The sequence below is a fragment of the Chryseolinea serpens genome (assembly GCF_900129725.1).
GTDB lineage: Bacteria > Bacteroidota > Bacteroidia > Cytophagales > Cyclobacteriaceae > Chryseolinea > Chryseolinea serpens.
Genome location: NZ_FQWQ01000001.1, coordinates 1839827 through 1864429 on the forward strand (window position 1 = coordinate 1839827; position 24603 = coordinate 1864429).

The 24603-nt window shown below is 52.6% G+C and carries 19 protein-coding genes; 11 read left to right on the top strand and 8 right to left on the bottom strand.

The window, feature by feature from the left end:
- Positions 1-2: 2 nt before the first annotated feature.
- Both BUB30_RS07140 and BUB30_RS07145 read right to left on the bottom strand, forming a co-directional pair.
- A complete protein-coding gene (locus tag BUB30_RS07140) occupies positions 3-1271 on the bottom strand; it encodes a serine hydrolase domain-containing protein (RefSeq protein ID WP_073134913.1) in 1269 nt (422 codons plus the stop codon).
- A 120-nt stretch (positions 1272-1391) separates the two neighbouring features.
- Entirely contained in the window at positions 1392-5366 is a 3975-nt protein-coding gene (locus BUB30_RS07145; RefSeq protein WP_073132283.1) for a cache domain-containing protein, read from the bottom strand.
- A 439-nt stretch (positions 5367-5805) separates the two neighbouring features.
- Here BUB30_RS07145 and BUB30_RS07155 point away from each other — a divergent pair, with 439 nt between their 5' ends.
- The 6 genes from BUB30_RS07155 (at position 5806) to BUB30_RS07180 (ending at position 12939) form a co-directional block, all read left to right on the top strand.
- Positions 5806-7557, top strand: a complete 1752-nt coding sequence (locus BUB30_RS07155) for a DUF885 domain-containing protein (RefSeq protein ID WP_073132287.1) — start codon at positions 5806-5808, stop codon at positions 7555-7557.
- 235 nt (positions 7558-7792) lie between these two features.
- A complete protein-coding gene (locus tag BUB30_RS07160) occupies positions 7793-8533 on the top strand; it encodes a hypothetical protein (RefSeq protein WP_073132289.1) in 741 nt (246 codons plus the stop codon).
- Positions 8534-8655: 122 nt separating this feature from the next.
- Positions 8656-9645 carry an SMP-30/gluconolactonase/LRE family protein gene (locus tag BUB30_RS07165; RefSeq protein WP_073132291.1) on the top strand — a complete coding sequence of 330 codons (990 nt, stop codon included), beginning with the start codon at positions 8656-8658 and terminating at the stop codon, positions 9643-9645.
- Positions 9646-9676: 31 nt separating this feature from the next.
- Complete coding sequence (locus BUB30_RS07170) at positions 9677-9922, top strand: CBU_0592 family membrane protein (protein WP_073132293.1); 246 nt, start codon at positions 9677-9679, stop codon at positions 9920-9922.
- A 99-nt stretch (positions 9923-10021) separates the two neighbouring features.
- Positions 10022-11044 carry a cation diffusion facilitator family transporter gene (locus BUB30_RS07175; RefSeq protein WP_073132295.1) on the top strand — a complete coding sequence of 341 codons (1023 nt, stop codon included), beginning with the start codon at positions 10022-10024 and terminating at the stop codon, positions 11042-11044.
- Positions 11045-11184: 140 nt separating this feature from the next.
- Complete coding sequence (locus BUB30_RS07180) at positions 11185-12939, top strand: DUF885 domain-containing protein (RefSeq protein WP_073132297.1); 1755 nt, start codon at positions 11185-11187, stop codon at positions 12937-12939.
- Positions 12940-13009: 70 nt separating this feature from the next.
- Here BUB30_RS07180 and BUB30_RS07185 read toward each other — a convergent pair whose 3' ends face one another.
- On the bottom strand, positions 13010-14137 hold the full coding sequence (locus BUB30_RS07185; protein WP_073132299.1) for a ferredoxin--NADP reductase: 1128 nt from the start codon (positions 14135-14137) through the stop codon (positions 13010-13012).
- A gap of 368 nt (positions 14138-14505) precedes the next feature.
- Between BUB30_RS07185 and purB the strand changes: the two genes are divergently transcribed.
- Positions 14506-15843, top strand: a complete 1338-nt coding sequence (purB, locus tag BUB30_RS07190; protein ID WP_073132300.1) for an adenylosuccinate lyase — start codon at positions 14506-14508, stop codon at positions 15841-15843.
- Between the two features lie 32 nt (positions 15844-15875).
- Here the strand turns inward: purB and BUB30_RS07195 are convergent, their stop codons facing one another.
- The 3 genes from BUB30_RS07195 to BUB30_RS07205 all read right to left on the bottom strand — a co-directional run bounded on the left by BUB30_RS07195 (position 15876) and on the right by BUB30_RS07205 (position 18291).
- Positions 15876-16244: a hypothetical protein gene (locus BUB30_RS07195; protein WP_073132302.1), complete on the bottom strand. Its 369-nt coding sequence runs from the start codon at positions 16242-16244 to the stop codon at positions 15876-15878.
- Positions 16245-16479: 235 nt separating this feature from the next.
- On the bottom strand, positions 16480-16755 hold the full coding sequence (locus tag BUB30_RS07200) for a hypothetical protein (RefSeq protein ID WP_073132306.1): 276 nt from the start codon (positions 16753-16755) through the stop codon (positions 16480-16482).
- Positions 16756-17049: 294 nt separating this feature from the next.
- Positions 17050-18291 carry a multidrug effflux MFS transporter gene (locus BUB30_RS07205; protein ID WP_073132309.1) on the bottom strand — a complete coding sequence of 414 codons (1242 nt, stop codon included), beginning with the start codon at positions 18289-18291 and terminating at the stop codon, positions 17050-17052.
- A gap of 259 nt (positions 18292-18550) precedes the next feature.
- On the opposite strand from BUB30_RS07205, the gene BUB30_RS07210 reads away from it, so the two are divergent.
- On the top strand, positions 18551-18940 hold the full coding sequence (locus tag BUB30_RS07210) for a four helix bundle protein (protein ID WP_073132311.1): 390 nt from the start codon (positions 18551-18553) through the stop codon (positions 18938-18940).
- Between the two features lie 9 nt (positions 18941-18949).
- Here the strand turns inward: BUB30_RS07210 and msrB are convergent, their stop codons facing one another.
- Both msrB and BUB30_RS07220 read right to left on the bottom strand, forming a co-directional pair.
- Positions 18950-19405: a peptide-methionine (R)-S-oxide reductase MsrB gene (gene msrB / locus BUB30_RS07215; RefSeq protein ID WP_143164795.1), complete on the bottom strand. Its 456-nt coding sequence runs from the start codon at positions 19403-19405 to the stop codon at positions 18950-18952.
- Between the two features lie 80 nt (positions 19406-19485).
- The gene (locus BUB30_RS07220) at positions 19486-20511 is read right to left on the bottom strand and encodes a LacI family DNA-binding transcriptional regulator (RefSeq protein WP_073132315.1); all 1026 of its coding nucleotides are present in this window, start codon (positions 20509-20511) and stop codon (positions 19486-19488) included.
- A gap of 281 nt (positions 20512-20792) precedes the next feature.
- On the opposite strand from BUB30_RS07220, the gene galK reads away from it, so the two are divergent.
- From galK to BUB30_RS07235, 3 genes are read left to right on the top strand one after another with little or no spacing between them, the layout of a single operon-like run.
- On the top strand, positions 20793-22010 hold the full coding sequence (gene galK, locus BUB30_RS07225) for a galactokinase (RefSeq protein WP_073132318.1): 1218 nt from the start codon (positions 20793-20795) through the stop codon (positions 22008-22010).
- Positions 22011-22018: 8 nt separating this feature from the next.
- Positions 22019-23065, top strand: coding sequence for a UDP-glucose--hexose-1-phosphate uridylyltransferase (locus BUB30_RS07230; protein WP_073132320.1), 1047 nt, complete (start codon positions 22019-22021; stop codon positions 23063-23065).
- 15 nt (positions 23066-23080) lie between these two features.
- A complete protein-coding gene (locus BUB30_RS07235; RefSeq protein ID WP_073132323.1) occupies positions 23081-24262 on the top strand; it encodes an aldose epimerase family protein in 1182 nt (393 codons plus the stop codon).
- The last annotated feature ends 341 nt before the right edge of the window (positions 24263-24603 follow it).

Genomic DNA, 24603 nt, shown 5'->3' on the forward strand with positions numbered 1-24603 from the left:
GTTCAGCGCAGCGCCTGGTATACTCCAATTCTGAATTTGTGTATGAAGTCGTCGGAGTGCGCGTAGGGTTCGACGTTGGTGAACACCAGGAGGATGAGGTTTTCTTTTGGGTCGATCATATATTCGGAGCAGTACATGCCACCCCAGGTGAGCGAGCCGACGCTGGCGTTGTCGCCATAGTGGGTGTTCTCGGTGACGACCATGAGGCCCAGGCCAAATTTATCTCGGCGGTCCCAAACTTCGAGGGCGCCGATCTGGTTGCGGAACATCAGCTCGATGGTTTTGCGGCCGAGGATCTGGTGGTTGTTGAAGCGGCCGTAGTTGAGCAACATCTGGCAGAAGCGGGCGTAGTCTTCGGTGGAGCTGATGAGGCCCGCACCCGCAGAGAAATAGGTCTTGGCGCCCGTGGTGGCGAAAGAACGATAGTCTTGGTTTGGGTTTAATTGCAGGGGTTTGTCGGTGGAAGGTTTGGAATACAATTCTACCAGGCGCGACGCTTTCTCGGCCGGCAGATAGAAATAGGTGTCGTTCATGCCGAGCGGGCCAGTGACGGACTCTCTCAGATACACATCCAGTTTTTTGCCGCTCAACAGTTCAATGAGGTAGCCGATGACGTCGGTGTTGAGACCATAGACAAATTTTTCGCCGGGGTCGGCCGTCAGGGGTCGGGCTGCGATCTTCTTCACCACGTCGGCCAGCACGTCGGGTTGGGTGGAGTTGAAGTAGGGCACTTGGAATTCGGGCAATTTTTCAAGGGGGTGTTGATAAGGGATGCCTGCCGTGTGGGTGAGCAGGTGCCGGATGGTGATCTCGCTTTTGGCGGGACGCGTTTCGTATTTCAAGGTGGCCGCGTCGAAGCTTTCCAGGACGCGGGGTGATTTAAATTCGGGTATGTATTGGCTGATGGGATCGTCGAGCAGAAATTTACCTTGTTCGAAGAGGGTCATCAACGCCACCGTGGCGATGGCCTTGGATTGGGAGGCAATGCGGAAGAGGTCATCCTTTTTTAGCGGGGTCTTGGTTTCCACGTTGCTGTAGCCATAGGCCTTGTAAGAAACCACTTTGCCATTGCGGGCCACGAACACGGTGGCGTTAGGCGCCAGGCCTTCGGTGATGAAGCTTTGCATGATGGCGTCGAGGCGTTGCAGGCGTTCGCTGGAAAAGCCGGCGTCTTCGGCGGATTTTGCGGGGGTGAAGCTTTGTGGGGTTTGCTGGGCTTGCGCCGTGATGATCGCGAACAGCAGGAGCGCGAGTCCGATTCTTATTTTCATGAACATGAGGTTTGCGGTGACTGTCAAAGATAAAAGAAATGGGAAAGCGTGAATACTTTATTCTTTCCTTATGGAGTCACCCGGTCCTAAAACCTCATCGCTTGAGCCGTATGATCAATGTTATTCTTTGGCCTTGGCGCCCGGGCCAAACAACCCGCCGAATTTGGAAAGCAGCGCCAGTGCACCGCTCAGGGCCAGCAGGAAGGTGTTCAGGTTGTCGAACAGTTCCTTTTGGGCCAGGGCCACAAACACCACGATGCCCAGCAGCACCATGACCAGCACCAGGCGGATGCTGTGCCAGGTGCCGTTTCGCGAAACCTCTTTTTCCATGTCGAGTTCTTCGTCCTCTTTGAACACGTTGAGGATAAAATTATTGAAGCTTTGGTTCATCATTCGCAGGGAGTCTTTCATTTCGATGAGCCCCTTCTGCATCAGCGACCGGATCAGTTTTTGATTTTTCAGGTTTACAAAACCGTCTTTGGCCAGGTCGAACAGAAAATACTTTTCAATTTTGGAGAGCGAGTTCCACACGGCATGATAATAGGGCTCTGCTGTTTCCTCCACACGCAAAATGAAATCCTCTTCGTCGTGACCACCGTGGGTGATGTATTTTCTTTTTTCCAGGGTGCGCAGGTAATAGCAGGCTTTCAATTCGCGGTCGACCAGGCTTGGCGCGGGAATTGATTTTTGCGACGGGCGAATGGATTTATAGCATACCTCAAACTCGCTCAACATATTTTTCCAGTTCCGCAGAGCGGCTTTGTATTCGGATTTCCGGCTGTCGTCCTGCTTGTCGGCGGGGATTTTTTGATAGTCCTTGATCTTATGGCGGTACACTTCCAGGATCACCGTGGGCTGGATGGTGGAGGTGATGATGATCTGGCCCGATTTCGCGGACAAAAGCTTCTGCACCAGGTCGAGTTTTTTCTGGTTGAACGCATGGTCGTTGACGGCAAATTCAAAATGGCGGATCACTTTCACGGGTTTACTATCCGAGGGCACCCAGGAATCGGGACCTTGCTGACAATCGAAGACGTCGGCGTTGGCAATGACGCGGCTGATGAACTCGTGCTTGGACGATTGCGGCAATCCCACCACAAACAAGCGCGGCACGTTGCGGATCTTGAAGGGCAATTCGCCCAGCCGTTGTTTGCGCGGGATCCATCCCAATCCAAAAATATATTTCACCGAAAAACTGATAATTCTTCCCACCAGGAAAAACGACAGCACGACCAGCAGGAAAATAAAAAGTCCGTATTCGCCACACACGGGATTAAAACCCTTGATGGTGGTTGACAGATGTTGCTCTTCATATTGCCCTTTGCGCGGATCGTTCCGGAATTCGATGCCCACGTCTTGTTTGTCGGACATGCTCCACTGCCACTTTCCGTCGTTGGCCTGTTTGAACGCGCCGGTGCTCGACATGCCCAGGGCGCTCGTGAGCCGTGGCCAATATTGGAAGAGCAATTTCTGAAACGCCGAATTCGAGTCGTGTTCGTCGCTCACGGGCTTGGACGAATACGGCAGATAGTTGCCCAGCGAGTCGATCTTCTGACGCATTTCGGGATCGTTGAAGGGAACCAAGATGACATCGAAGTTTTTTGTCCGATTGAAGTTTGCTTCGGCGGCCATCAGTTGTTGATAGCGTGTCCAGATCACGGCTTCTTCGAAGTGTGCCGTTCGGTAGAAGTAGGTCACGGGAATGATGCTGACCAGCACCACCCACAACATCAGTTGGGTGCTGTAGTTGCCGGGATACGTGAGCATATCGCGCATGAAATGAGGTCGCCGTCCGCCTTCATACGTTTCGCGCACATCGTCATAGAACCACCGTTGCACGATGAACTCCGATACAAAATAGGAAACGGCCAAAATCCCGGCGAAGACCACCTGTAACAAGAAGGTTTCCCAGGAGTTGTCCCAATACGAAAACGAACTCCAGTCCAGTAGCAGGATGAGGAGGATGCTGCAGCCTGGGAAAACAAAGCCTTTCCAACCCTTTCGCTCGTGAAACACCAACCAGTAGAACACGAGCAGCATCATGGGCAGGGAAACGAAGGTGACTCCCACCGCCAGGTCGCCCGCCCACCAGAGCAGGATCAACGAGACGATCATGACCACGACTTGGACGACGATGACGCGTTTGTATTTTTCGGACCGTTCGCGCACCGGGAGCAGCCACCGCAGGAAGAAGCGTCGCTTATTCAGTCGAGACGTTGTGTAGTCGCAAAGGAACAACACCAGCAACTGCAGGCCCAGCGAAAAGAAGAGCACGCACAAAAATGAGAACGCAAAAAAGATGGTGAGCACCACCGGCGAACGCTGATCGTCTTTGTTGTGAAACACCACGAGGTGCAGCGGAACGTCGTCGATGGGTTGGGTGTACATGCGCTGCTGATGACCTTCGTAGTCGGTCGAGAAGTGGATCGTTGTCCGGCCTTGTATGGCGGCGGTCAGCTTGTCGCGGCGGTCTACTTCCAGCAAGAGATTTTCCTGGTGATTTTTGAGCGTGTTGGCGTGGAACCACACTTCACCCGTTTCATCGACGATACAGAAACCATAACCCGGGGGAAGTATGGGGTCCATCACGGAATGGAGCCGCGTGGACATGGCCAGCACGCTGGTCGATGCCAGGGTGTTGTGGGCGATGCCAATCCCCGCCTCGGGCGAATGGTCGGTCCAGGATTGGATCGACTGCAGCGTAAATAATTTCGGCTCGACACCTTTTTCAATTTTTCCAGTGCCCGGCAAATACCAGAGACTGTCTTCCAGCACGCGGCTGAAATATTTGCGCGAGCGCAGGTTCGGCATGGGATAGTTGCTATCCTGGTCTTGGGTGGTCAGTGTGATTATGGGCTTGCCCGCGGCGTTGATGTAGAGGATGTAGTTGAAATAGGGGTAATTGCCCACCGTCTTTTTCAGGAAGGCCTGTCCCACGCCAAGGTCCCGGACGCCTTTGCGTTTCTGTTCATGGAGCACATCGCCAAACACAAAGCGATTCTTCTCGGCGGAATCGGCCTCCATATAATCGCGCGACAACTTGCCCGACAAGTTGTCTTTCACGGAATTGAGCACGCCGTAGATGGAATCCAACTCGTTCTGAAAGCGCAGCTTGATGGTGTTCGAAAGACTCGTCAGGTCGCGGTCCACCGCTTCGTTGGATTGCAGGTTGTCGCTTCCCGTCCAGATCATCAGGAAGAGTACGGCGCTGCCAAACACGATGCTGAACCCGGCAAACCAAACATTCAGAATGTTGAGACGCTCGATGGCGTTCATGACCAGCAATTTTAAAATGGGCATGGACATGAGCAGGAACAGCATGATCAGGATGGCACTGGTAATGATGAGCGGGTCCACCTCGCGCGTTTGTTCGTTGAAGGTGTCGGCTTTTATCAGGCCACACAGCATCCAGTTTTCGCCCTCCTGGAACTCGATGGTATGAACGAACAGCTTGTATTTGGTGTCGGCCAGTTCAATGTTGCCAAACCGGCTGGTGAAAATTCCTTTGCGCGTCACCATCAGCGAGTCTACATTCCGGAGGTCGATGCGATTCTCCAGGGTTTGAAAGGCTTCGTTGGCGATTGGAGGGCCAGCCTTTTCGTCCTGGTGCAGGGCATGATCGTATCGCTTGATGATAAAGAACTCGTCGAACTGGTCGGGGCGGTAGGCGAAGTTGGCCATCGGGAGACTGAAGACGCCGTGTTGGTTGGGATGCGCGTTGGGGTAGACGAAATAGATCCGCTCAAAATGATTGTGCATGCGAACGTCGATCTCGGCGTCGTTCAGGTATCCCTCATACGTAACCTTGTCGAGGTCTCTCCGGACAATTTTGGTAACGCTATCGACGGGGATTTTTTTCTTTCCCTCCAGGTATTCTTTTGCGCGTGACCACGATCGCACGATGGTCTTCGCATAGTCCGACCGCATCGCGACCATGTTCTCTCCATACCGTGCCAGGGCCCTGTATTTTTCTTCCCGAAGTTTCTCTTCGCGACCGTGAACGTATACCAACAGGTAGTAGGCAAAGAGTCCGCCGATAACCAGGAGCGTGGTGATGGCTACCCAGAATTTTCGTGAGAGGCTAGGAAATTTCATGGTACGCAAAAATTAATCGACAAACACCTTCAGGTATTTTTATTCATGACGATAACCGGATCCGGTAACCCAGGGACACTTACCTGAATTCGGGTAACGTCGCTTATTTTTTTTGCAAGACCTGTCGCTTCAACCAACGTGATCCAAAGGCAAAGCCCACCGCCATGGCCTTCATGTTGCAGGGCTGGGATGGGCTCTTGGTCGAAGTTAGGAATTTTAGGGCGACTTCAAACTATGCCGGAAGGTTCCAGGACACGAAAGGGACAAAACGGCTTCTGGCACGGGCGGTATTTTTCGGGTCCCTGCTTTCCGTTGTTGCCGTATATTTTTATCTTGAGACCGTCAACCCGAATCCGGTCTGCCTATGAAACGGTCATCGTCATTTTACCGCGTGCCGCTTCTCCCTGTCGAACCCCAAACCTAAACTATCCGAATTGATATGAAATGTATCCGCCTTTTCATTCCCGTGCTGGGATTGCTGCTCTTGTTCAGCGGCTGTAAACCCAAAAAAGAAACGGCCTCCGGCCCCTCGCCCGACTCCACCTTCGCCAAGATGGCCGATGAGTTCCTGGACGGGTACTTCACCTTCCGCCCCGGCGTGGCCACCTATGTGGGCCTGCATCAATACGACCGGGCCAAAAGAGACTATAGCAAAGCCGGTCTGGCGGCCGAACTTGACCGCCTGAAAGCGTTCGAACAGAAGCTGGCACCCCTGGGTGACTCCCTGAGTCCGAAAGCACGCTTTGATCACAAACTATTGTTGGCCGCCATCCACCAGGAGATCTTTGCCATGGAAGACCTGGGGATCTATACAAAAAACCCGATGACCTATGCAGGCTCCATCAGCCTCAACATCTTTGCCCAACGCGACTTCGCGCCGCTGAAAGAACGGGTCAAATCCGTTATCGCCATTGAAGATCAAACCCCGGCCATCTTCGCCGCAGCCCGTGAGAACCTGGCCGACTCGCTGGCCAAGCCTTATGTGGAAACCGCCATCCTCATTGCCCGTGGTGGCGCCGACTTTCTGGAAAAGGAATTGGTCGAAGCCTTGGCGCAGGGTGTGGACGACACGCTGCGAACCGTTTTCAACGCCGCCAATAAAAAGGCCATCGGAGAATTGCGTGGATTTGCCACGTGGCTGGAGAAAGAAAAACTCTCCAAGGTGCACAACCGCTATGCCATCGGCAAAGCGAACTACAAGAAGATGTTGTTGTACAACGAAATGCTGGACGTGAACCCTGAAGACATCCTCACGCAAGGCCTGGCCGAGTTGAAAAAAGAGCAGGAGCTTTTCGCGCAGGTGGCCAAAAAGATCAACCCCAATAAAAAAGCCATCGACGTTTTCGAAGACCTCAAGAAAGACCATCCCAAAGCGGAAAACCTGATCCCCGATGCCCGCAAAAATCTGGAGACCATCCGCCAGTTCCTCCTCGACAAAAAGATCATCACCGTGCCTTCGGAAGTACGGGTCGAAGTAAAAGAGACACCGCAGTTTGCGCGCTCCACCAGCACGGCTTCCATGGATACGCCCGGCCCCTTTGAAAAAGCTACCCAGGCCTTTTATTATATCACGCCCACGGAGAAAACCTGGTCGGCCAAACAAAAAGAAGAGTGGCTTTCACAGTTCAGCTATTATGTGACCGACATCATTTCCGTGCATGAGGCTTATCCCGGCCACTATGTGCAGTTCCTCCACCTCAATGCCTCGCCGACTTCAAAGATCCAGAAGACCTTTGGCAGCTATGCCTTCGTGGAAGGATGGGCGCACTACACAGAAAAGATGATGATCGAAGAAGGCTTTGGCGCCAAAGACCCCGTGACCCAGGCCAAATATCACCTGGCGCAATTGGACGAGTCGCTGCTGCGCCTGTGTCGTCTCTGTGTGTCGCTCAAAACCCACACCGAAGGCATGAGCCTGGCCGACGCCACAAAATTTATCCAGGACAATGCCTATTACTCCTACAAGCCTGCATACCAGGAAGCCTTGCGCGGTACATTCGACCCGGGCTATCTGTCGTATACACTTGGCAAACTCCAGATCCTGAAATTACGCGAGGAATATAAGGCACAGGAAGGCGCGAACTTCTCGCTGCAAAAATTCCACGATCAACTGCTGGACAACGGCATGCCTCCCATTGAAATGCTGCGTGAAGTGCTTTTGAAAGAACCCAAGGCAGGCGCATCGTTCTAGCTTACAGTTTGTAAAAATCAAAGAGAGGTTTACGGGTCTTCCGACCTGTAAACCTTTTTTTTTGTTGTGACAATTCCTCCCTCCTTCTCAGAGCCGGATCGTTACGACCACAGGCTGCCGTGCCACTGCAAAGCAGATGGGTGGGCATATGGGCTGTTCTTCAAGAAATTAGCAACAATTGTCATCCCGCTTTCGGGCAGCTTCGCGTTGATTAGCGTAAATTGACTTTTGCGCTATGAAAACCTCTTATCTTTTTACCCAACTCGGCTTTGCGGCCGTCACGCTTGCCACCTGGTATTTCTTCTTTAAGATCTTTCGCCAAAGCCTCCACGCTACGCCCTTCCCCGAAGAGCGCAAGAAGCGCCTGTTCCGCAACACGCTGCTGGCTCTTGTGGGGTGGACCGTGGTAGTGAGCGGTCTTTCGTTGAGCGGAGTGTTGAGCGACTTCTCTGCATTGCCACCCCGATTCACGATCGTGCTGGTGGTGCCTCTGGTCACCGTCATCCTCGTGGTGCGGACCGAAACGGTGAAGATCCTTCTTCAGCACACCGATCCGGCCGCGATCATTGTCTTGCAATCTTTTCGCATCGCGGTCGAGGTTCTTCTGTGGTTGTTGTTCGTCCAAAACCTGGCGCCGGTGCAGATGACCTTTGAGGGAAGGAACCTCGATGTGCTTTCGGGCCTTACGGCCTTACCCGTGGCATGGCTGGCTTCCCGCAAACAACTTTCACACTTTTGGCTGGTCGTCTGGAACCTGGCCTGCCTGGGGTTGCTCATCAACATTGTAGCCACTGCCCTGCTTTCAATGCCCACCCCCCTTCGGGTTTTTATGAATGAGCCGGGCAGTGTCATCGTCACCCGTTTCCCCGTGGTGTGGCTTCCCGCACTGCTGGTGCCGATGGCCTATGGACTTCAATTTCTTTCGCTGCGGCAGGTGCTGGTGGGCAAGAAACGCGAAGCCACCGTGGGTGTTTAAGGTGTTAGTACACAGGTGAGGTGAGCGCGGGGTTGATTTCCGCCGAACTTCTGCCCTTTGTGGATTTATATGGGTGTATATTGATTTTTTGAGTTAATTTTTGGCTCTACTAACTACACCCTATGAAATACCTGATCGCCTCTATGCTTGCCGTTGCCTTGTTTGCCTGCGGCAAGAAGGAAAAACTAACCGGCACGATCGAACGCATCGACCCCGCCTTTGATGCCCTCGTGGACAGCGATGCGAAAGTGGAAGTGATTGCCGAAGGATTCGAGTGGAGCGAAGGCCCGCTGTGGTTGCCCTCGGCCAACATGCTCATCTTCTCGGACGTGCCCACCAACACCATCTACAAATGGACACCCGAGAAGGGCAAGGAGATCTACCTCATCCCGTCGGGCTACACGGGCAACATCCCTCGCGGTGGTGAGATGGGCTCCAACGGCCTCACGCTGAACAACGAAGGCAAACTGGCCTTGGCCCAGCACGGCGACCGCCGCGTGGCCTTCATGAATGCACCGCTCGATGCGCCCGCACCCAACTTTGTGTCGTTGGGCGATAACTATGATGGCAAGAAGTTCAACAGTCCCAACGACCTCGTGTTCAACGATAAGGGCGATGTGTTCTTTACGGACCCACCCTATGGCCTGCCGAAGCAAGAGAATGACAGCACGCGCGAAATCCCGTTCCAGGGTGTCTACAAAGCGTCGCAGGGAAAGGTGACGCTCATCACCGACTCGATCACACGGCCAAACGGCATTGCGTTCCTCCCCGGATATAAAACGCTTATCGTGGCCAACTCCGATCCGAACAAGGCCATTTGGTATGCTTACGACATCCTGGAGAATGATTCGGTTGCCAATGCCCGCATCTTCCACGACGCCACGGCGGAAGCAAAAAAAGAAAGAGGCTCGCCCGATGGATTCAAGGTCGATAGCCAGGGAAATGTTTTTGCATCAGGACCCGGTGGGTTATGGATCATGAACAAGGACGGCAAGGTGCTCGGAAAGATAAAACTATCGGAGGCCATATCGAATTGTGCGTTGTCGCCGGATGAGAAGACGTTGTATATGACGTGCGATATGTATGTGGCGCTGATCAAGCTGCGGAAATAGGACCGTGTGATAGGCGCAAAGGAATTACAGGATGACATTGTTGATCGATATCTTAGGTTGGATTGGGTCCGTGCTGGTGGTGGCGGCGTATGGGTTGAATACCTATAAGAAAATCACGGCCGACTCACTGGCGTTTTATGGGATGAATATTGTCGGGGGCGTTTTCCTGGTGATCTATTCCTTGGAGAAGGGAGCGTATGCCAACACGTTTATCAATGTGATCTGGGTGCTCATCGCCATTCCTGCCATTCTCCGGTATTGGCGCACAACGAAGTGAGCCGATCGCTGCGAACAAAAGTGACGAGTTTAAAATAAATACTACACCCCCTTGTGGTGCAGCCCTCCGGGGTGTTATTTGCGTCCCCATTTCCAAACTATGGACCAGCAGCGAAAAAACATACGCATACAACGAGGAGTGGCCATCCTTTCGGTGGCCTTGCTGCTGATCAAGCTGGTGGCCTATTACCTCACGCACTCCGTGGCGGTGCTCACCGACGCACTGGAAAGCATCGTGAATGTTGTTGCCGGTTTTGTGGGGCTGTATAGCCTAATCGTAAGCGCCAAACCGCGGGATGCCGATCATCCCTATGGCCACGGCAAAGTGGAATACCTTTCAGCGGCGCTGGAAGGGAGCATGATCGCCATTGCCGGGGTGCTCATTTTCTATAAGTCCATCACCAACCTCATCCATCCCGAGGCGATCCATCAACTCGATGTCGGCATTGTGCTCATCATGGCGACGGCGTTGGTGAATTATTTTGCAGGAAGCATTTGTATCCGTGAAGGTAAGAAAAGTCATTCCGTAGCGCTCGTGGCGAGCGGCAAGCATCTGCAGTCCGATACGTATTCCACGCTTGGCATATTGGTCGGGCTGGTCGCCATTTTCCTTACCCATCTCTACTGGCTCGACAGCGTGGTGGCGATGCTTTTTAGCGGGGTGATCTTGTACACCAGCTATAAGATCATCCGCACGTCCATCGCCGGCATCATGGACGAGAGTGACACCGAACTACTGGCCGAACTGGTAGCCACGCTGAACGACAACCGACGCGAAAACTGGATCGACCTGCACAACCTGCGCATCATCAAATACGGCAGCATCCTCCACCTCGATTGCCATCAAACGGTTCCCTGGTATCTCAACGTGAACGAAGCCCATGCAGAGATCGACGCGCTGGCCGAACCCGTGCGCAAGGCGTTTGGCGAGTCGTTGGAGCTCTTTGTCCACTCCGATGGCTGCCTGGAGTTTTCCTGTCGCATTTGCAGTAAGTCGGATTGCCCGGTACGGAAACACCCCTTCGAGCGGCGTGTGCAGTGGACCGTAGAAAATGTGTCGATCAATAAAAAGCATTCCATCGAAACGGTCGATGACCCGGTGGTGGTTCGTAGCGGAAAGTGAGACAACCAGCGTTTCGGGAAAGAAGGAGAATTGCTTATTTTAACCCCGTGTTAATTCACAACACGGGCAGCTTGTATAATCCAGGCGACGCCAGGAGTTCACATAAACCGGAGACTACCTTAACCCTTTATGATACACCTATGAAAAGATGTTTACCTCTCTTGCTGGCTGTGATGGTCGTCGCGTGCACGGCACCACCGCCCCAACCCGACCGTTCGCTGTATACCATCATCGATGAAGAATGGTCCTTCCGCCTGAAAGAATTCCCGCTCTTCGCCACCTACAACGACGACACCACACAAAACGACAAGCTCGGTTCGTTTGCCCCGGAAGACCTGGCACGCCGTGAAAAATTCTATACCACGCTTTTAAGCAACCTCCATCAGGTCGACCGCAAGTCGCTTGCGCGTGAAGACCTGGTGAACTATGATTTGTTCACCTTCTATGCACAGGAAGAACTGGATTATTACCTCAACAAAGAATACCGCATCCCCATCCTCGCCGATGATGGCTTTCACATCTCTTTTGCACACATGCCTTCGTCGTTGCCTTTCTTCACCGAAAAAGATTATCGCAACTACATCGAACGGTTGAAGGCCTATCCCACCTATGTCGATCAGAATATCCATTGGATGAAACAAGGTCTGAAAGATGGCTTCACCATGCCAAAGGTGGTGCTGAACGGCTATGAAGTGACCATCACCTCCCACATTGTGACCGACGCCGACCAGAGCCTGTTCTTCAAACCCTTCCAGAACATGCCCGCAACCTTCCCGGCCGCAACGAAAGAAAAGCTGATCGCCGCCGGCAAGGAAGCCATCCTGAAAAGTGTCGTGCCCGGCTACCAAACCTTCCTGGATTTTATGACCAAAGAATACATTCCCGGCTGCCGAGAGACCCTTGGCACATCGGCTTTGCCGGGTGGTGAAAAATATTATCAGAACCGCATTCACTACTACACCACCACCAACATGACCGCCGACGAGGTGCATGCCCTCGGTCTCAAAGAAGTGGAACGCATCAAAGGCGAAATGCTGGACGTGATCAAGCAAGTGGGCTTCAAAGGCGACCTGGCGGCGTTTATAAAATTCCTGCGCACCGATCCACGCTTCTATCCCAAAACTGCGGAAGAGCTGTTGAAAGACGCTTCCTTCATCGCCAAGAAAATGGATGGCAAGTTGCCTTCCCTCTTCGGCAAGCTGCCACGCCAACCCTACGGCGTTGCGCCTGTGCCCGACCACCTGGCCCCCAAGTACACGGCGGGCCGTTATTCGGGCGCGCCCATAAAAAGCAGCGAAGCCGGTCACTACTGGGTGAACACCTACAACCTGCCGAGCCGCACGCTGTACACGCTGGAAGCCCTCACGCTGCACGAAGCGGTGCCGGGTCACCACTTGCAGGGCGCGCTTACCCAGGAGTTGGAGAACCTGCCCAAATTCAGACAGCAAATGTATATCAATACCTTTGGCGAAGGCTGGGGACTGTATTCCGAATGGCTGGGCATCGAAGCCGGCTTTTACCAGGATCCCTATTCGAACTTCGGACGCCTTACCTATGAAATGTGGCGCGCCTGCCGCCTGGTGGTGGACACCGGCATCCACGTGAAAGGCTGGACCCGCCAACAGGTGATCGACTATCTCGCCGCCAACACCGCCCTTTCCCTGCACGAATGCACAACCGAAACCGACCGCTACATCTCCTGGCCGGGTCAGGCCCTGGCCTACAAGATCGGCGAACTGAAAATCAAGGAACTGCGCAAAAAAGCAGAGCAGGCGCTCGGCGAAAAATTTGACGTGCGCGCTTTTCACGACACCGTGCTCAGCCAGGGAACGGTAACGCTTCCCATCCTGGAAGATATGATCGATGCTTTTATCGAGACCTCGAGAAAGAAATAGGCTGCGCGTTGTTCGCAAAAAAAAGGCCTTGATGTGAGTCAAGGCCTTTTTTATTTTTTTAACCATTGGATCATCCGATCTCGATCACCACATCGTCGGTGAGCGGGTGGCCGACGCAAGTGAGGACATAGCCTTCGTCGCGTTCCGATTTGGAGAGTCCCTCCTCTTCGTCGAGTTTCACTTTGCCCGACAGGCACTTACCACGACAGGCGGTGCACAAACCACTCTGGCAAGAGTATGGCAAGTCGATGCCCTGATCCAACGCGGTTTCCAAAATGGCTTTGCCGGCGGGGACCAACACTTTGTATTCCTGGCCATCGTAGCGGATGGTTACTTCGTGGTCTTTAGCGGCGCCTCCTTCGGTGGCAGCGGGCGTTTCTTTTTTATCGATGGTGCCCTGCACAAAGCTTTCCTTAAAGATCTTTTCTTTGGGGATGTGACGCGCTTCCAGCAGCGTGTCCACGTTCTTCATCATGCCCTCGGGACCGCACATGAGGTAGGTGGTCTTGTCGATGCCCCAGTCGGGGATGCGCTCGAAGAGTTTGGTGAGCATGTCGTGGTTCAAAAGACCCGAGTAGCCTTGCCAGTTCATGGGGGCATTGTCGAGGATATGGATCACGTGCAGGCGGCCTTCGTCCTCGGTCTGCATGCGGTCGAGGGTGTTTTTGAAAATGATGCTATCGACATCGCGGTTGCAATAAATGAGCGAGCAGATGCTGTCGGGTTCTTGCGTGAGGATGCTTTTGATGAGCGACATCATGGGCGTGATGCCCGAACCCCCGGCGAACATGATGATGTGACGCTTGTTGGTCTTTACGAACTCGGTGGTGAATTGCCCCATCGGTTCCATGATCCGCACCTTGGCACCAGGTTTCAAATTGTCAGGCAGCCAGTTGGACATCAACCCTTTCTCTACACGCTTTACGGTGACGACCAGGTCGGGGTCGGTGAACGGTGACGAACAAAGGGAATAGGCACGGCGTACGTCTTTGCCCTGCATGGGCACGATGAGTGTGAGGAATTGTCCGGCTTTGTAGCTGATCTTGGGTTCCGGCTGTACGAAGGCCACGGAGATGGCGTCGTTCGTTTCCTGGATGACGTTTTTCACGGTCAGGTCATAATAGCGCGGCCCGCTGTGGTTCTCTTCCTTTTCCTTGGGTGGTGTTTTATCCGATTTTTTAAAGAAGCTAAAAGCCATAATGTAACATTAGTATTTTTGTCGGTCATCTCGCCATCCCTCCCCGTTTCCACAGTATCCGTAGATACAACAAAATAATCAGGAGACCAGTTTTAAAGCGCCGGGCAAAACCCTTGCCGGTACAAAAGTAATGAGGAATACGTTATCCGTAAAAGTTACCTTTTCTTTAAGACCCTGAGCACGGAAGATCAACGCATGCATTTTCTCGTCTCCGGAGCGTGGATCGGGGCTTGTCGCGCTGAAAAACCGTGTAAGAAGGCGCTTGAGCTATCAAAAAAGCGGTCCCTGGCCGGTAGCACCCGGGAAGGTATGACGGGTTTGGCAGGTTCAGCCCGGCCCCTTACTTTTGGGGCTTAATACGATAGACCGTGCAATTAAATCCACTTACCGCCATATCCCCCGTCGACGGGCGATACTTCGAAGCCGTCAAACCCCTCTCCCCCTATTTTTCCGAGTTTGGCCTCATGCGCTATCGTGTGCAGGTGGAGATCGAGTACCTCATTTCCCTGTCCGGCGCCATCACGGAGCTGGAGGACTTCCCCGTCCACAAGATCAACGACATCCGCAAGATCTATAAGAATTTCACGGAAGCGCATGCCACCGAGATCAAGGAGATCGAAAAGATCACCAACCACGACGTGAAGGCGGTGGAATACTTCATCAAGAAAGAGTTTGAAAAGCTGAAGCTGGACAGTTTCAAAGAGTTTGTCCACTTTGGCCTCACCTCGCAGGACATCAACAACACGGCCATCCCCCTGCTCCTGAAAGAATTCCTGGAACGCGAATATTTCTCCATGGTCGACGTGCTGGTGACACGCCTGAACACGATGGCCATCGAATGGAAAGACATCCCCATGCTGGCCCACACCCACGGGCAACCGGCATCGCCCACACGCCTGGGCAAAGAGATCATGGTGTTTGGCGCGCGACTGGAGAAACAGCTCACGCAGCTCAAAACCGTTCCCCATGCTGCCAAGTTCGGGGGTGCCACCGGCAACCTGAACGCCCACCACATCGCCTACCCGACGATTGACTGGAACAAGTTTGCCGACGAATTCTGCCACCACCTCAACCTGGTGCGCAGCTACCCTACCACGCAGATCGAACACTACGACAACATGGCCGCCCTGTTCGACAACCTGAAACGCATCAACACCATCCTCATCGACTTCAGCCGCGACATGTGGCAATACATTTCGATGGAATACTTCAAACAAAAAATAAAAGAAGGCGAAGTGGGCTCCTCGGCCATGCCCCACAAAGTGAACCCCATCGACTTCGAAAACGCTGAGGGCAACCTCGGCTTTGCCAATGCGATCTTCGAATACCTCTCGGCCAAGCTGCCGGTCTCGCGCCTGCAACGCGACCTCACCGACTCGACGGTGTTGAGAAACATCGGGGTGCCGCTGGCCCATACGTACATTGCGCTGCAGTCGCTGCTAAAAGGTCTGAGCAAACTCGAACTTAACGAGGCGGCTATACACGCCGATCTGGATAATAACTGGGCTGTGGTGGCGGAAGCCATTCAGACGGTGTTGCGGAAGGAAGGGTATCCCAATCCTTATGAGGCGTTGAAAGCCCTGACGCGGAAGAATGAGAAGATCACGAAGGAGAGTCTGGCGGTGTTTATTGATGGGTTGAATGTGAAGGATGCGGTGAAGGAGCGGTTAAAGGGGATTACTCCGTTTAACTATGTGGGAATTTAAGACCCGGTCGAACGGCACGCGAGAACCAAAATTTATTTTATCAGGAGTTGCAGCCGTCTCTTGGGGAATCCGGCAGTAGCAAGCGTAAAAAAGGCCGTTTCAACATTCGTCTCTTTTTCCAGCCCTTCAAGCAGAATGACATTCTCGGGTGAATTGTAAGTTCCCATCTGCGTCAAATAAGTTCGTAATCGATCTGTAAGAATGCATACATCCATTGCCTGATGGTTATTCTTTCTATACTGCCTGAGAAGTCTCTGGATATGATTTTTCTTCCCTTCATATCGTATGTCCTCCATATTTTTTTCGTCGTGTTCGTCTTTGAGAAGGGATTCGACAGCCATGTCAATTGTACCGTCGTATCCGGGAATCGCCTTCAGGTAGAGGCTTGTCGAGGCCAACATCTATTCCGAAATAATACCCGCCTCCGATCAGAAGCCCTATCGCTATAAATAAGGACAAAAAGTCCCAGGGGAGCTTCTCCAGGCCAAAACGAATGGTTTGTGAAATATGAAATATCGCGATTTTTCCTGTAGTCAAAGTAGTATAAGATTGCCGTAAACAGTGCAGCCCAAAAGACATACATATACCGAAGATTTGAATTTCCAAAACGGGTGGCAACTCTGCCGGGATTAAGCATCAGATCAATACAGATCGGGCAAAGTCAGTTTGTTGCCACTTTTCATTGATCCCAACTTTTAATCCGTCTTTTGATTGTACCATCAAACCAATGCCAAGCAATTCACCCAACGCTTCCTCCGATTTAAAAAACGGAATGTTGTATTTTTTCTTTAAAAAAATGAGCAATTCATCTTTGTCCAAGCATGGGGCAGTAATAATGCTGGATAGCTCATAAATAGCCTTCAGTAATACAACTTTCAAGGCAGTCGGATTTTTACTAATTGAAGCTTCCATAACGCAAAAAATGTTTTGTCCAATTTAACAAGAAGACAATTAAATATCAACGATTTAGAAATTCCAAAGAATGTCATTATACAAATTCATCACATGAACGACCGATTGATCTGTTGAGAATTCGTAATCTGCGATGTTGAAAGGGCCATCTCCACCACTTTTGACCAAGCAACCAAACTTAGAGCAGAGGATAGGTCGAAAGGATTACACCTTTTAATTATGTTGGAATCCGAGGAATGTGAATCCAAAATTCCGGATTTCCAGCTCCGGAATTTTCGACTCCTGAAAAATCCATCAATACTTCTCAATCATATCCAACGTCTGCTCCTTAATGTCCGTGGTCGTAGCAGCACTGTCCATTTTCCTTCTGCCGAACAGTAACACCACTAGCCCAATCGTGGCACAGACCGCCATGACACCTGCCAACGGGGTGGGTGTCTGCGCATTCAGAAGTCCTATAACAGCCGAGGCCAGTGAACCAAGGCCCATCTGAATGGCGCCCATCAAGGCAGAGGCGCTTCCGGCTTCTTTCGTGAACGGTGCCATGGACAAGGCCGCAGAGTTGGGAAAGATGAGTCCCTGACAACTCAGAAAAAGAAACATCAGAAAGATGGTCGACACCAGTCCTAATAATCCGGCGGCGGCACCGGCAAACAGCAATATTCCAACAGTGACTTGTACTACCAAAGACCATTTCATCAACTGTTCGCTGCTGTAATAGCGAAGCAGCAAATTATTGAGTTGACTGCTACTGATCAGTCCTGCCGCGATCAATGCGAAGATCCATCCGTACTGTTGTTCTGTTACGGTATAGTATTTCATAAACACAAACGGCGACCCGGCCAGATAGGCAAACAACCCGGCCGACCCGATACCTCCCGAGAAGGCATAGGTAAAAAATTGTTTGTCCTTTATCACCGTTGTGAAGCTTGCCAGGATCGGTTTGGGGCGTAGTGAAAATGTAGGATCAGGTTGCTTACTTTCCGGAAGCCACAGTATAAGCGCAATCAGGATGGCTAAGGTTACTACGGCCAGCAAAACAAACACCCAACTCCAACCCCAGTGTGCAATGACAAGGCTGCCCACCGTCGGCGCCAAAATCGGGGAAACCCCCAGCACCAGGATGAGCAAGGACAATACTTTTGCATTTTCCTCCACGGGAAACAAATCGCGGACAATGGCACGGGGTGCCACCATACTCACGCAGCCGCCCAAGGCCTGAAACAGTCTGAAGACAATCAGCATTTCAATGGACGTGGAGAGTGCGCACCCTATGGATGCAAACAAGTATACTATCAATCCAATGACGAGCGGTCTTTTTCTGCCAAAGCGATCCAGTAGCGGGCCGATCAATATCTGCCCCAAACAAATTCCGACAAAGAAGCTAGATAATGAATAAGACACAGCATCCACACTGGTGTGCAGGCTGTTGGCAATGGCAGGGAATCCTGGCAGATACATATCGATCGAGAATGGACCGATGGCCGAAAGTAATCCTAAAATCAGAATGAGGACAAAGCGATTTGAGTTTTTCAAAATGAAGGGTTGTAAGGGTTGGTAAAAATCAAAAGAATTGAATAAAGCCCAACGTCATGGGGGGATGAAAAGTTTGGGAAGGCGTCATACTTATGGAAATAAGTAGTCAGTAGCCAGTAGTCAGTGGCCAGTAGCTGGGTGGTCAGAATCTGGATTGAAGGTGGTAAGGGGACAGTTCATTTCTGGAGGGAATTTGATTTGATGGAGTGCAGTTACTAACTTGCTATAGTCTTGTTGTGTGTAATTTTAATAGTCCGGTATGGAAGCATTGAGGAGTTTTAAGGACCTGCTTGTTTGGCAGAAGGCGCACGCATTTGTGTTGGCGGTCTATCGGTTAACCCAAAATTTTTCAAAGGAGGAACAATACGGCTTGACATTGCAATTCCGCCGTGCGGGCGTTTCCGTTGCGGCCAATATTGCTGAAGGATTTACAAGGCGCTCCTCGCGGGAAAAGATCAGGATGCTCAATATCGCCCATGGTTCGCGCGAGGAATGTAAATACTACATCATCCTATCAAAAGACTTATCCTACGGCAGCAACCCCTCACTCGAACCCCTCGCCAAAGAAGTCAGCAAAATGCTAAACGCCTGTATCAAATCCCTCGACCCTACCCCAACCAACCAACACCCACCGACTACTAACTACTAACTACTGAATTCAAACTTTCTCCTTCTCCTCCACCAACCGTATAGACGCCGAGTTAATACAATATCGCAACCCCGAAGGCGCCGGTCCATCCGGGAAAACGTGTCCGAGATGTCCATCGCAAACGTTGCACATCACCTCCACGCGGACCATGCCATAGCTGGTATCGCTTTTGTATTGGATCGCATTTTCTTTCACGGGCACATTGAAGCTGGGCCAGCCCGTGCCGGATTCAAATTTCTGGCGCGAGTCGAACAGCGGGGTGCCACACGCGCGGCAGGCATAGAGGCCAGGCTCGTGGATCTCGCAGTACTCGCCCGTGAAGGCGCGTTCTGTTCCTTTTTTGCGCAGGATCTGAAATTCTTCGGGGCCGAGGAGCTCGCGCCACTCTTCGTCGGTTCGCTCTACTCTTCTGTCGGGGGTGAGGTTCCCGTTCTTAGCAAGGGTTAATACTTCTTTCCAGTTCATGATGGTTCAACAAATAAAATAAATAGAATGTTCAACGTCAGATTTCCCATATTCTGCCCCCTGGATTCCGGATCCTGATCTCAAATTTTCCGTGTAGAATTCCTCACCACCAGGGTCGTCTTCATCACCTCGGTGGCCGGTATAAAATTATCCAGATCCTGGTTTTGTTGTATAAAAAGTTCGATAGCCTTCTTCCCCATCTCGTGGGAGGGCTGCGACACGGTGGTCAGCGAGGGTTCGATAAATCCTGACACCGGTTCGTTGGTGAAGCCCACCACGGAGATGTCCTCCGGCACGCGGATCGACTGCTCTTTCAACATTTGCAGGACGGGCAGGGCGATGGGATCGTTCAGACAAAACAGTGCATCGGGACGCTTGTCGGGTGGCAACTGGAGCAAACGTTTGACGCGCTCCACGGGTTCGTGGTGCAGCTCCTGGCAATGTACGATCAGCTCCTCGTCGGGTGCGATGTTGTATTGTTTCAGGGCATCGAGGTAGCCCCGTTTGCGTTGGTTGCTGATGTAGAAGGTGAGCGGGCCGCCAATGTAGGCGATGCGACGGCAGCCGGTCTTGATGAGGTGTTCCACGGCCTTGAAGGCACCGTCGTGATCGTCGACCACCACTTTGGCCACCTGCAGGCTATCGGTCACGCGGTCGAACAGGACCACGGGGATGTTTTTGTTTAGCAGTTGCTGGATGTGCGCATAGTCCTTGGTTTCGCTGGACATGGATATGAACATGCCATCCACCCGATTGGCCGCCAGCATGTGGACGTTCTGCTTTTCGGTTTCATAGGATTCCAGCGACTGGCAGATCATGATGCTGTAGCCATGGTGCGACGCCTCTTCCTGCATGCCGCTGATGGCCGAGGAGAAGAAATGCAGCGCGATCTCCGGTACGATGATGCCCAAGGTGTTGGTGCGCTTGATGCGCAAGCTTTGCGCCACGCGGTTGGGTTCGTAGTGAAGTTTTTCGGCCATCTCCAGCACGGCCTTTTTTGTCTCCGGGTTCACGTCGGGCGCACCCCGCAAGGCCCTCGACACCGTGGAGATGGAAATGTTCAGTTTAATGGCAATGTCACGGATGGTGGCTTGGGTATTTTTCATCTGCCTGTGCGGGGTATGTCGCGGGCGTTTTGATCGAAGCGGGGAGATCGCCGGCGGCCGTTCTCAAAGGTATACAAATGATAACGTTGCCGGAATCGTTTTTTCAAGAAAGCATTGTCCATCGGGCTGTTTATCTCGCGGAAGTGACCGTATTTAGCATCGCTAAGTTAATAGTTTGGGTTAAATTTTAATTTGGCACTGATAGAAGGCCGCTGGCTGCGGGCCCTTTTCCCCAGCCACGCCTCTATCTCCCTAAACCATTTTTTAATCGCTAACCGATCATGAATCAGCCAAACGTGTTGACGCCAAAAGGACCCGAATTCCAACCTTCCGAAATCCGGAACAAGTTTTTAGAACGCTATAAAACAGAACCGCTCCTGGTGCGCTCGCCGGGTCGGATCAACTTCATTGGCGAACACACCGACTACAACGAAGGCTTTGTGATGCCGGCCGCCATCGACCGCGACATCCTGGTGGCCATCGGCGCCTCGGAAGACCCCCGGTCCACGCTGTATTCGGTGAAGCACGACGAGACCCTCGAGTTTGATGTGAAGCATCCCGAAAAAGTAACGTTTCCATCCTGGGCCAACTACCTGCTGGGCGTGGTGCGCCAGTTTGTGGATAAGGGCTATGACGTGAAACCCATTCACGCCATCATCGATGGCAATGTGCCTACGGGTGCGGGACTGTCGTCGTCGGCGGCGCTGGAGTGTGGGTTTGCCTTTGCTTTGGATCACCTGCATGGGTTTGGGATCCCCAAACTCGAACTTATTCACATCGCCCAATGGTCGGAACATAACTATGTCGGGGTGAAATGCGGCATCATGGACCAGTTTTCGAGCATGATGGGTGCCGCCGGGAAAGCCTTTGTGCTGGACTGCCGTTCGCTGGCCTATGAATATTTTTCCCTCGATCTGAAAGACTATGCCATCGTGCTTTGTGATTCGATGGTGAAACACTCCCTTGCCAACACGGCCTACAACACGCGACGCGCCGAGTGCGAAAAAGGCGTATCGATCCTCAAGGCCCACTACCCGTCCATCCAAAGCCTGCGCGATGTCACCCCCGACATGATCGAGGCGCACCGCGCGGAGTTTTCTCCCAAAGAATATGACCGCTGCACCTATGTAGTCGCCGAGAACCAACGCGTGCTGCTCGCGGCCGACGACCTGGCCAAGGGCAACCTGGCCTCCTTTGGTCAGCGCATGTACGAAACGCACGACGGACTATCGCGCCTTTATGAAGTGAGCTGTCTCGAACTGGATTTCCTGGTGGATGAGGCCAAAAAATTTGGCGGTGTCATCGGCGCCCGCATGATGGGCGGAGGCTTTGGTGGCTGCACGATCAACCTCGTACAAAAGGGCCGCGTCAATGCCTTTATCGAGACGCTGAGCAGCGCCTATCGCAAAAACATTCACCGCGATATGCATGCCTACGTCGTGGCCCTGAAAGACGGCACCAGCGTTATTCCCACCATTGCCAAACCTTCCTTACTTTAATTTCCCGTATGGCTTTTGATGTTTCAGAACATTCTCACCGCAGATACAATCCGTTGACGGGTGAGTGGGTGCAGGTGTCGCCCCATCGCTCCAAACGCCCCTGGCAAGGACAGCAGGAAAAAACCGAAGGCGAAAGCATCCCGGCCTATGACCCCACGTGTTATCTCTGCCCCGGCAACAAGCGCTCCAACGGCGAATACAACCCAACCTATACCGGCCCGTTCGCATTCACCAACGATTTTAGCGCCATCGTGGAACACGTTCCGGACGGCACGATCGACGACGGCTTGTTGCAGGCAAAAACAGAAAAAGGAATTTGCCGCGTGATCTGTTTTTCGCCGCGGCACGACCTCACCATTCCCGAAATGGAGGTAGACCACATCGCAGCCGTGGTGCGGTTGTGGCAGGACGAATATGCCACGCTGGGCAGCAAGCCTTTTGTGAACCATGTACAGATCTTCGAAAACAAAGGAACGGTCATGGGATGCTCCAACCCACACCCGCATGGACAGATCTGGAGCCAGGCGTCGGTGCCTGTGGAGCCGTTGAAAAAGCAGGAACACCAGTTGGCTTATTTTGAGCAGCACGGCAAAACCTTGTTGAGCGACTACCTGCAGCAGGAACACCGGGCGGCGCAGCGGATCGTTTTTGAAAATGATCATTTCGCAGCGTTGGTCCCGTTCTGGGCCACGTGGCCGTTCGAGACCATGATCGTCCCCAAACGCGCCATGGCCGCCATCACGGAGATGACACCCGCCGAAACCAACGCGTTTGCCGACGCCTATAAGCGCCTGACCACGCGCTACGATAATCTTTTCTCCGTATCTTTCCCCTATTCGGCGGGCATTCACCAGGCACCAACCGACGGGAAAGCACACCCGGAGTGGCATTGGCATATGGTGTTTTATCCGCCGTTGTTGCGGTCGGCTACGGTGAAGAAATTTATGGTGGGGTATGAGATGTTGGCCAATCCGCAGCGCGATATTACGCCGGAATCCAGCGCCGAACGGCTGCGTTCGCTGTCGGAGGTTCACTATAAAAAAGGAAAATACTAACCCCAGCCCTTTGCTATGAGAAAATACCTGCTTTATTTGCCTGTAGGCCTTGCCGTAATGCTTATGACGAATTCGTGCAAACCCAAAACGGACCAACCCGCCGAAACCCAAGCCGTTGACTCGGCAGCCCATGGTCCCTCCGTTAGTGAGGCTCCCTACGGCACGCTGCCCGACGGCACCGCGGTGACGTTGTATACGCTGAAAAACACCCAAGGCACGGAAATGACCGTGACCAACTACGGCGGCTTGATCACCACCCTGAAAACGGCCGACAAGAACGGCACCTTCGAAGACATCGTCCTCGGTTATGATTCCCTGCAGGGCTATCTGAAAGCCTCTCCCTTTTTTGGCGCGCTGGTGGGCCGCTATGGCAACCGCATCGCCAAAGGCAAATTTACCCTCGACGGCAAAACTTATAGCCTGGCCGTTAACAACGGCCCCAATGCCTTGCACGGCGGAGTGAAAGGGTTCGACAAGGTGGTATGGACCGCTACCCCCTCCACCTCGGCCGATGGTGCTTCCCTCAAGCTCACCTACCTGAGCAAAGACATGGAAGAAGGCTATCCCGGCAACCTGCAGGTGGAAGTGAACTACACGCTCACCAACGCCAACGAATTAAAGCTCGACTATAAGGCCACCACCGACAAGAAAACGGTGTTGAACCTGACCCAACATACCTATTTCAATTTGTCGGGCAACACCAAGACCGACATCCTCGGCCACACGCTCACGCTGGCTGCCTCCAAATTTGTTCCCGTAGACAAAGGCCTCATCCCCACTGGAAAATTGCAAGACGTGAAAGGCACGCCTTTCGATTTCCTGACACCCCACAGAGTAGGCGAGCGCATCAACGACGACAAAGATCCCCAAATCAAGATGGGTGGCGGCTACGACCACTGCTGGGTGCTCGATAAAACCGGCCCCGGCCTCACGCCCTTCGCCACCCTCTACGACTCGGCCAGCGGCCGCTTCCTGGAAGGGTTCACCACCGAACCGGCAGTTCAATTCTATACTGGCAATTTCCTGGATGGTTCCATCACCGGCAAACACAACACCACTTATGCCAAGCGCTACGGCCTCTGCCTGGAAACAGAACACTACCCCGATTCACCCAACCAACCTCAGTTCCCCACAACGGTGTTGAACCCGGGTGAGACCTACACCTCTCAAACCGTCTTCAAGTTCTCGACAAAATAAAAGAACCTTTCAAGTCATAAAAAAAGAAGCTGCCTCGAAAGGGCAGCTTCTTTTTTTTGAAGGTGTTCAGCGATAAAGCGCAGTGGCCCGAATTGTTCAGGGCTAAAGCCCTCTATGGATTTTCGCTGTTAACCCCAGCCTAAGGGCTGGGGTCAACATAAATACCTTTGCAGCTCATCGGAGATCAAGATCAGCCTCGACATCAATCGTCAGGGCTAAAGCCTCTCACGGATGTATGGCCTAAACCCTGGCCTAAAGACCAGGGTTATTCAGTTCCGAACCATCCGCTGAAGCTCAACATAAACGTCAGCCTTACTCTTATCGAACGATCCTGGCTCCTC

Excerpts from the sequence above, each read along its gene's own strand:
- BUB30_RS07140 (WP_073134913.1), bottom strand. The coding sequence starts at position 1,271 with ATGAAAATAAGAATCGGACTCGCGCTCCTGCTGTTCGCGATCATCACG.
- BUB30_RS07145 (WP_073132283.1), bottom strand. The coding sequence starts at position 5,366 with ATGAAATTTCCTAGCCTCTCACGAAAATTCTGGGTAGCCATCACCACG.
- BUB30_RS07155 (WP_073132287.1), top strand. The coding sequence starts at position 5,806 with ATGAAATGTATCCGCCTTTTCATTCCCGTGCTGGGATTGCTGCTCTTG.
- BUB30_RS07160 (WP_073132289.1), top strand. The coding sequence starts at position 7,793 with ATGAAAACCTCTTATCTTTTTACCCAACTCGGCTTTGCGGCCGTCACG.
- BUB30_RS07165 (WP_073132291.1), top strand. The coding sequence starts at position 8,656 with ATGAAATACCTGATCGCCTCTATGCTTGCCGTTGCCTTGTTTGCCTGC.
- BUB30_RS07170 (WP_073132293.1), top strand. The coding sequence starts at position 9,677 with ATGACATTGTTGATCGATATCTTAGGTTGGATTGGGTCCGTGCTGGTG.
- BUB30_RS07175 (WP_073132295.1), top strand. The coding sequence starts at position 10,022 with ATGGACCAGCAGCGAAAAAACATACGCATACAACGAGGAGTGGCCATC.
- BUB30_RS07180 (WP_073132297.1), top strand. The coding sequence starts at position 11,185 with ATGAAAAGATGTTTACCTCTCTTGCTGGCTGTGATGGTCGTCGCGTGC.
- BUB30_RS07185 (WP_073132299.1), bottom strand. The coding sequence starts at position 14,137 with ATGGCTTTTAGCTTCTTTAAAAAATCGGATAAAACACCACCCAAGGAA.
- BUB30_RS07195 (WP_073132302.1), bottom strand. The coding sequence starts at position 16,244 with ATGTTGGCCTCGACAAGCCTCTACCTGAAGGCGATTCCCGGATACGAC.
- BUB30_RS07200 (WP_073132306.1), bottom strand. The coding sequence starts at position 16,755 with ATGGAAGCTTCAATTAGTAAAAATCCGACTGCCTTGAAAGTTGTATTA.
- BUB30_RS07210 (WP_073132311.1), top strand. The coding sequence starts at position 18,551 with ATGGAAGCATTGAGGAGTTTTAAGGACCTGCTTGTTTGGCAGAAGGCG.
- msrB (WP_143164795.1), bottom strand. The coding sequence starts at position 19,405 with ATGAACTGGAAAGAAGTATTAACCCTTGCTAAGAACGGGAACCTCACC.
- BUB30_RS07220 (WP_073132315.1), bottom strand. The coding sequence starts at position 20,511 with ATGAAAAATACCCAAGCCACCATCCGTGACATTGCCATTAAACTGAAC.
- galK (WP_073132318.1), top strand. The coding sequence starts at position 20,793 with ATGAATCAGCCAAACGTGTTGACGCCAAAAGGACCCGAATTCCAACCT.
- BUB30_RS07230 (WP_073132320.1), top strand. The coding sequence starts at position 22,019 with ATGGCTTTTGATGTTTCAGAACATTCTCACCGCAGATACAATCCGTTG.
- BUB30_RS07235 (WP_073132323.1), top strand. The coding sequence starts at position 23,081 with ATGAGAAAATACCTGCTTTATTTGCCTGTAGGCCTTGCCGTAATGCTT.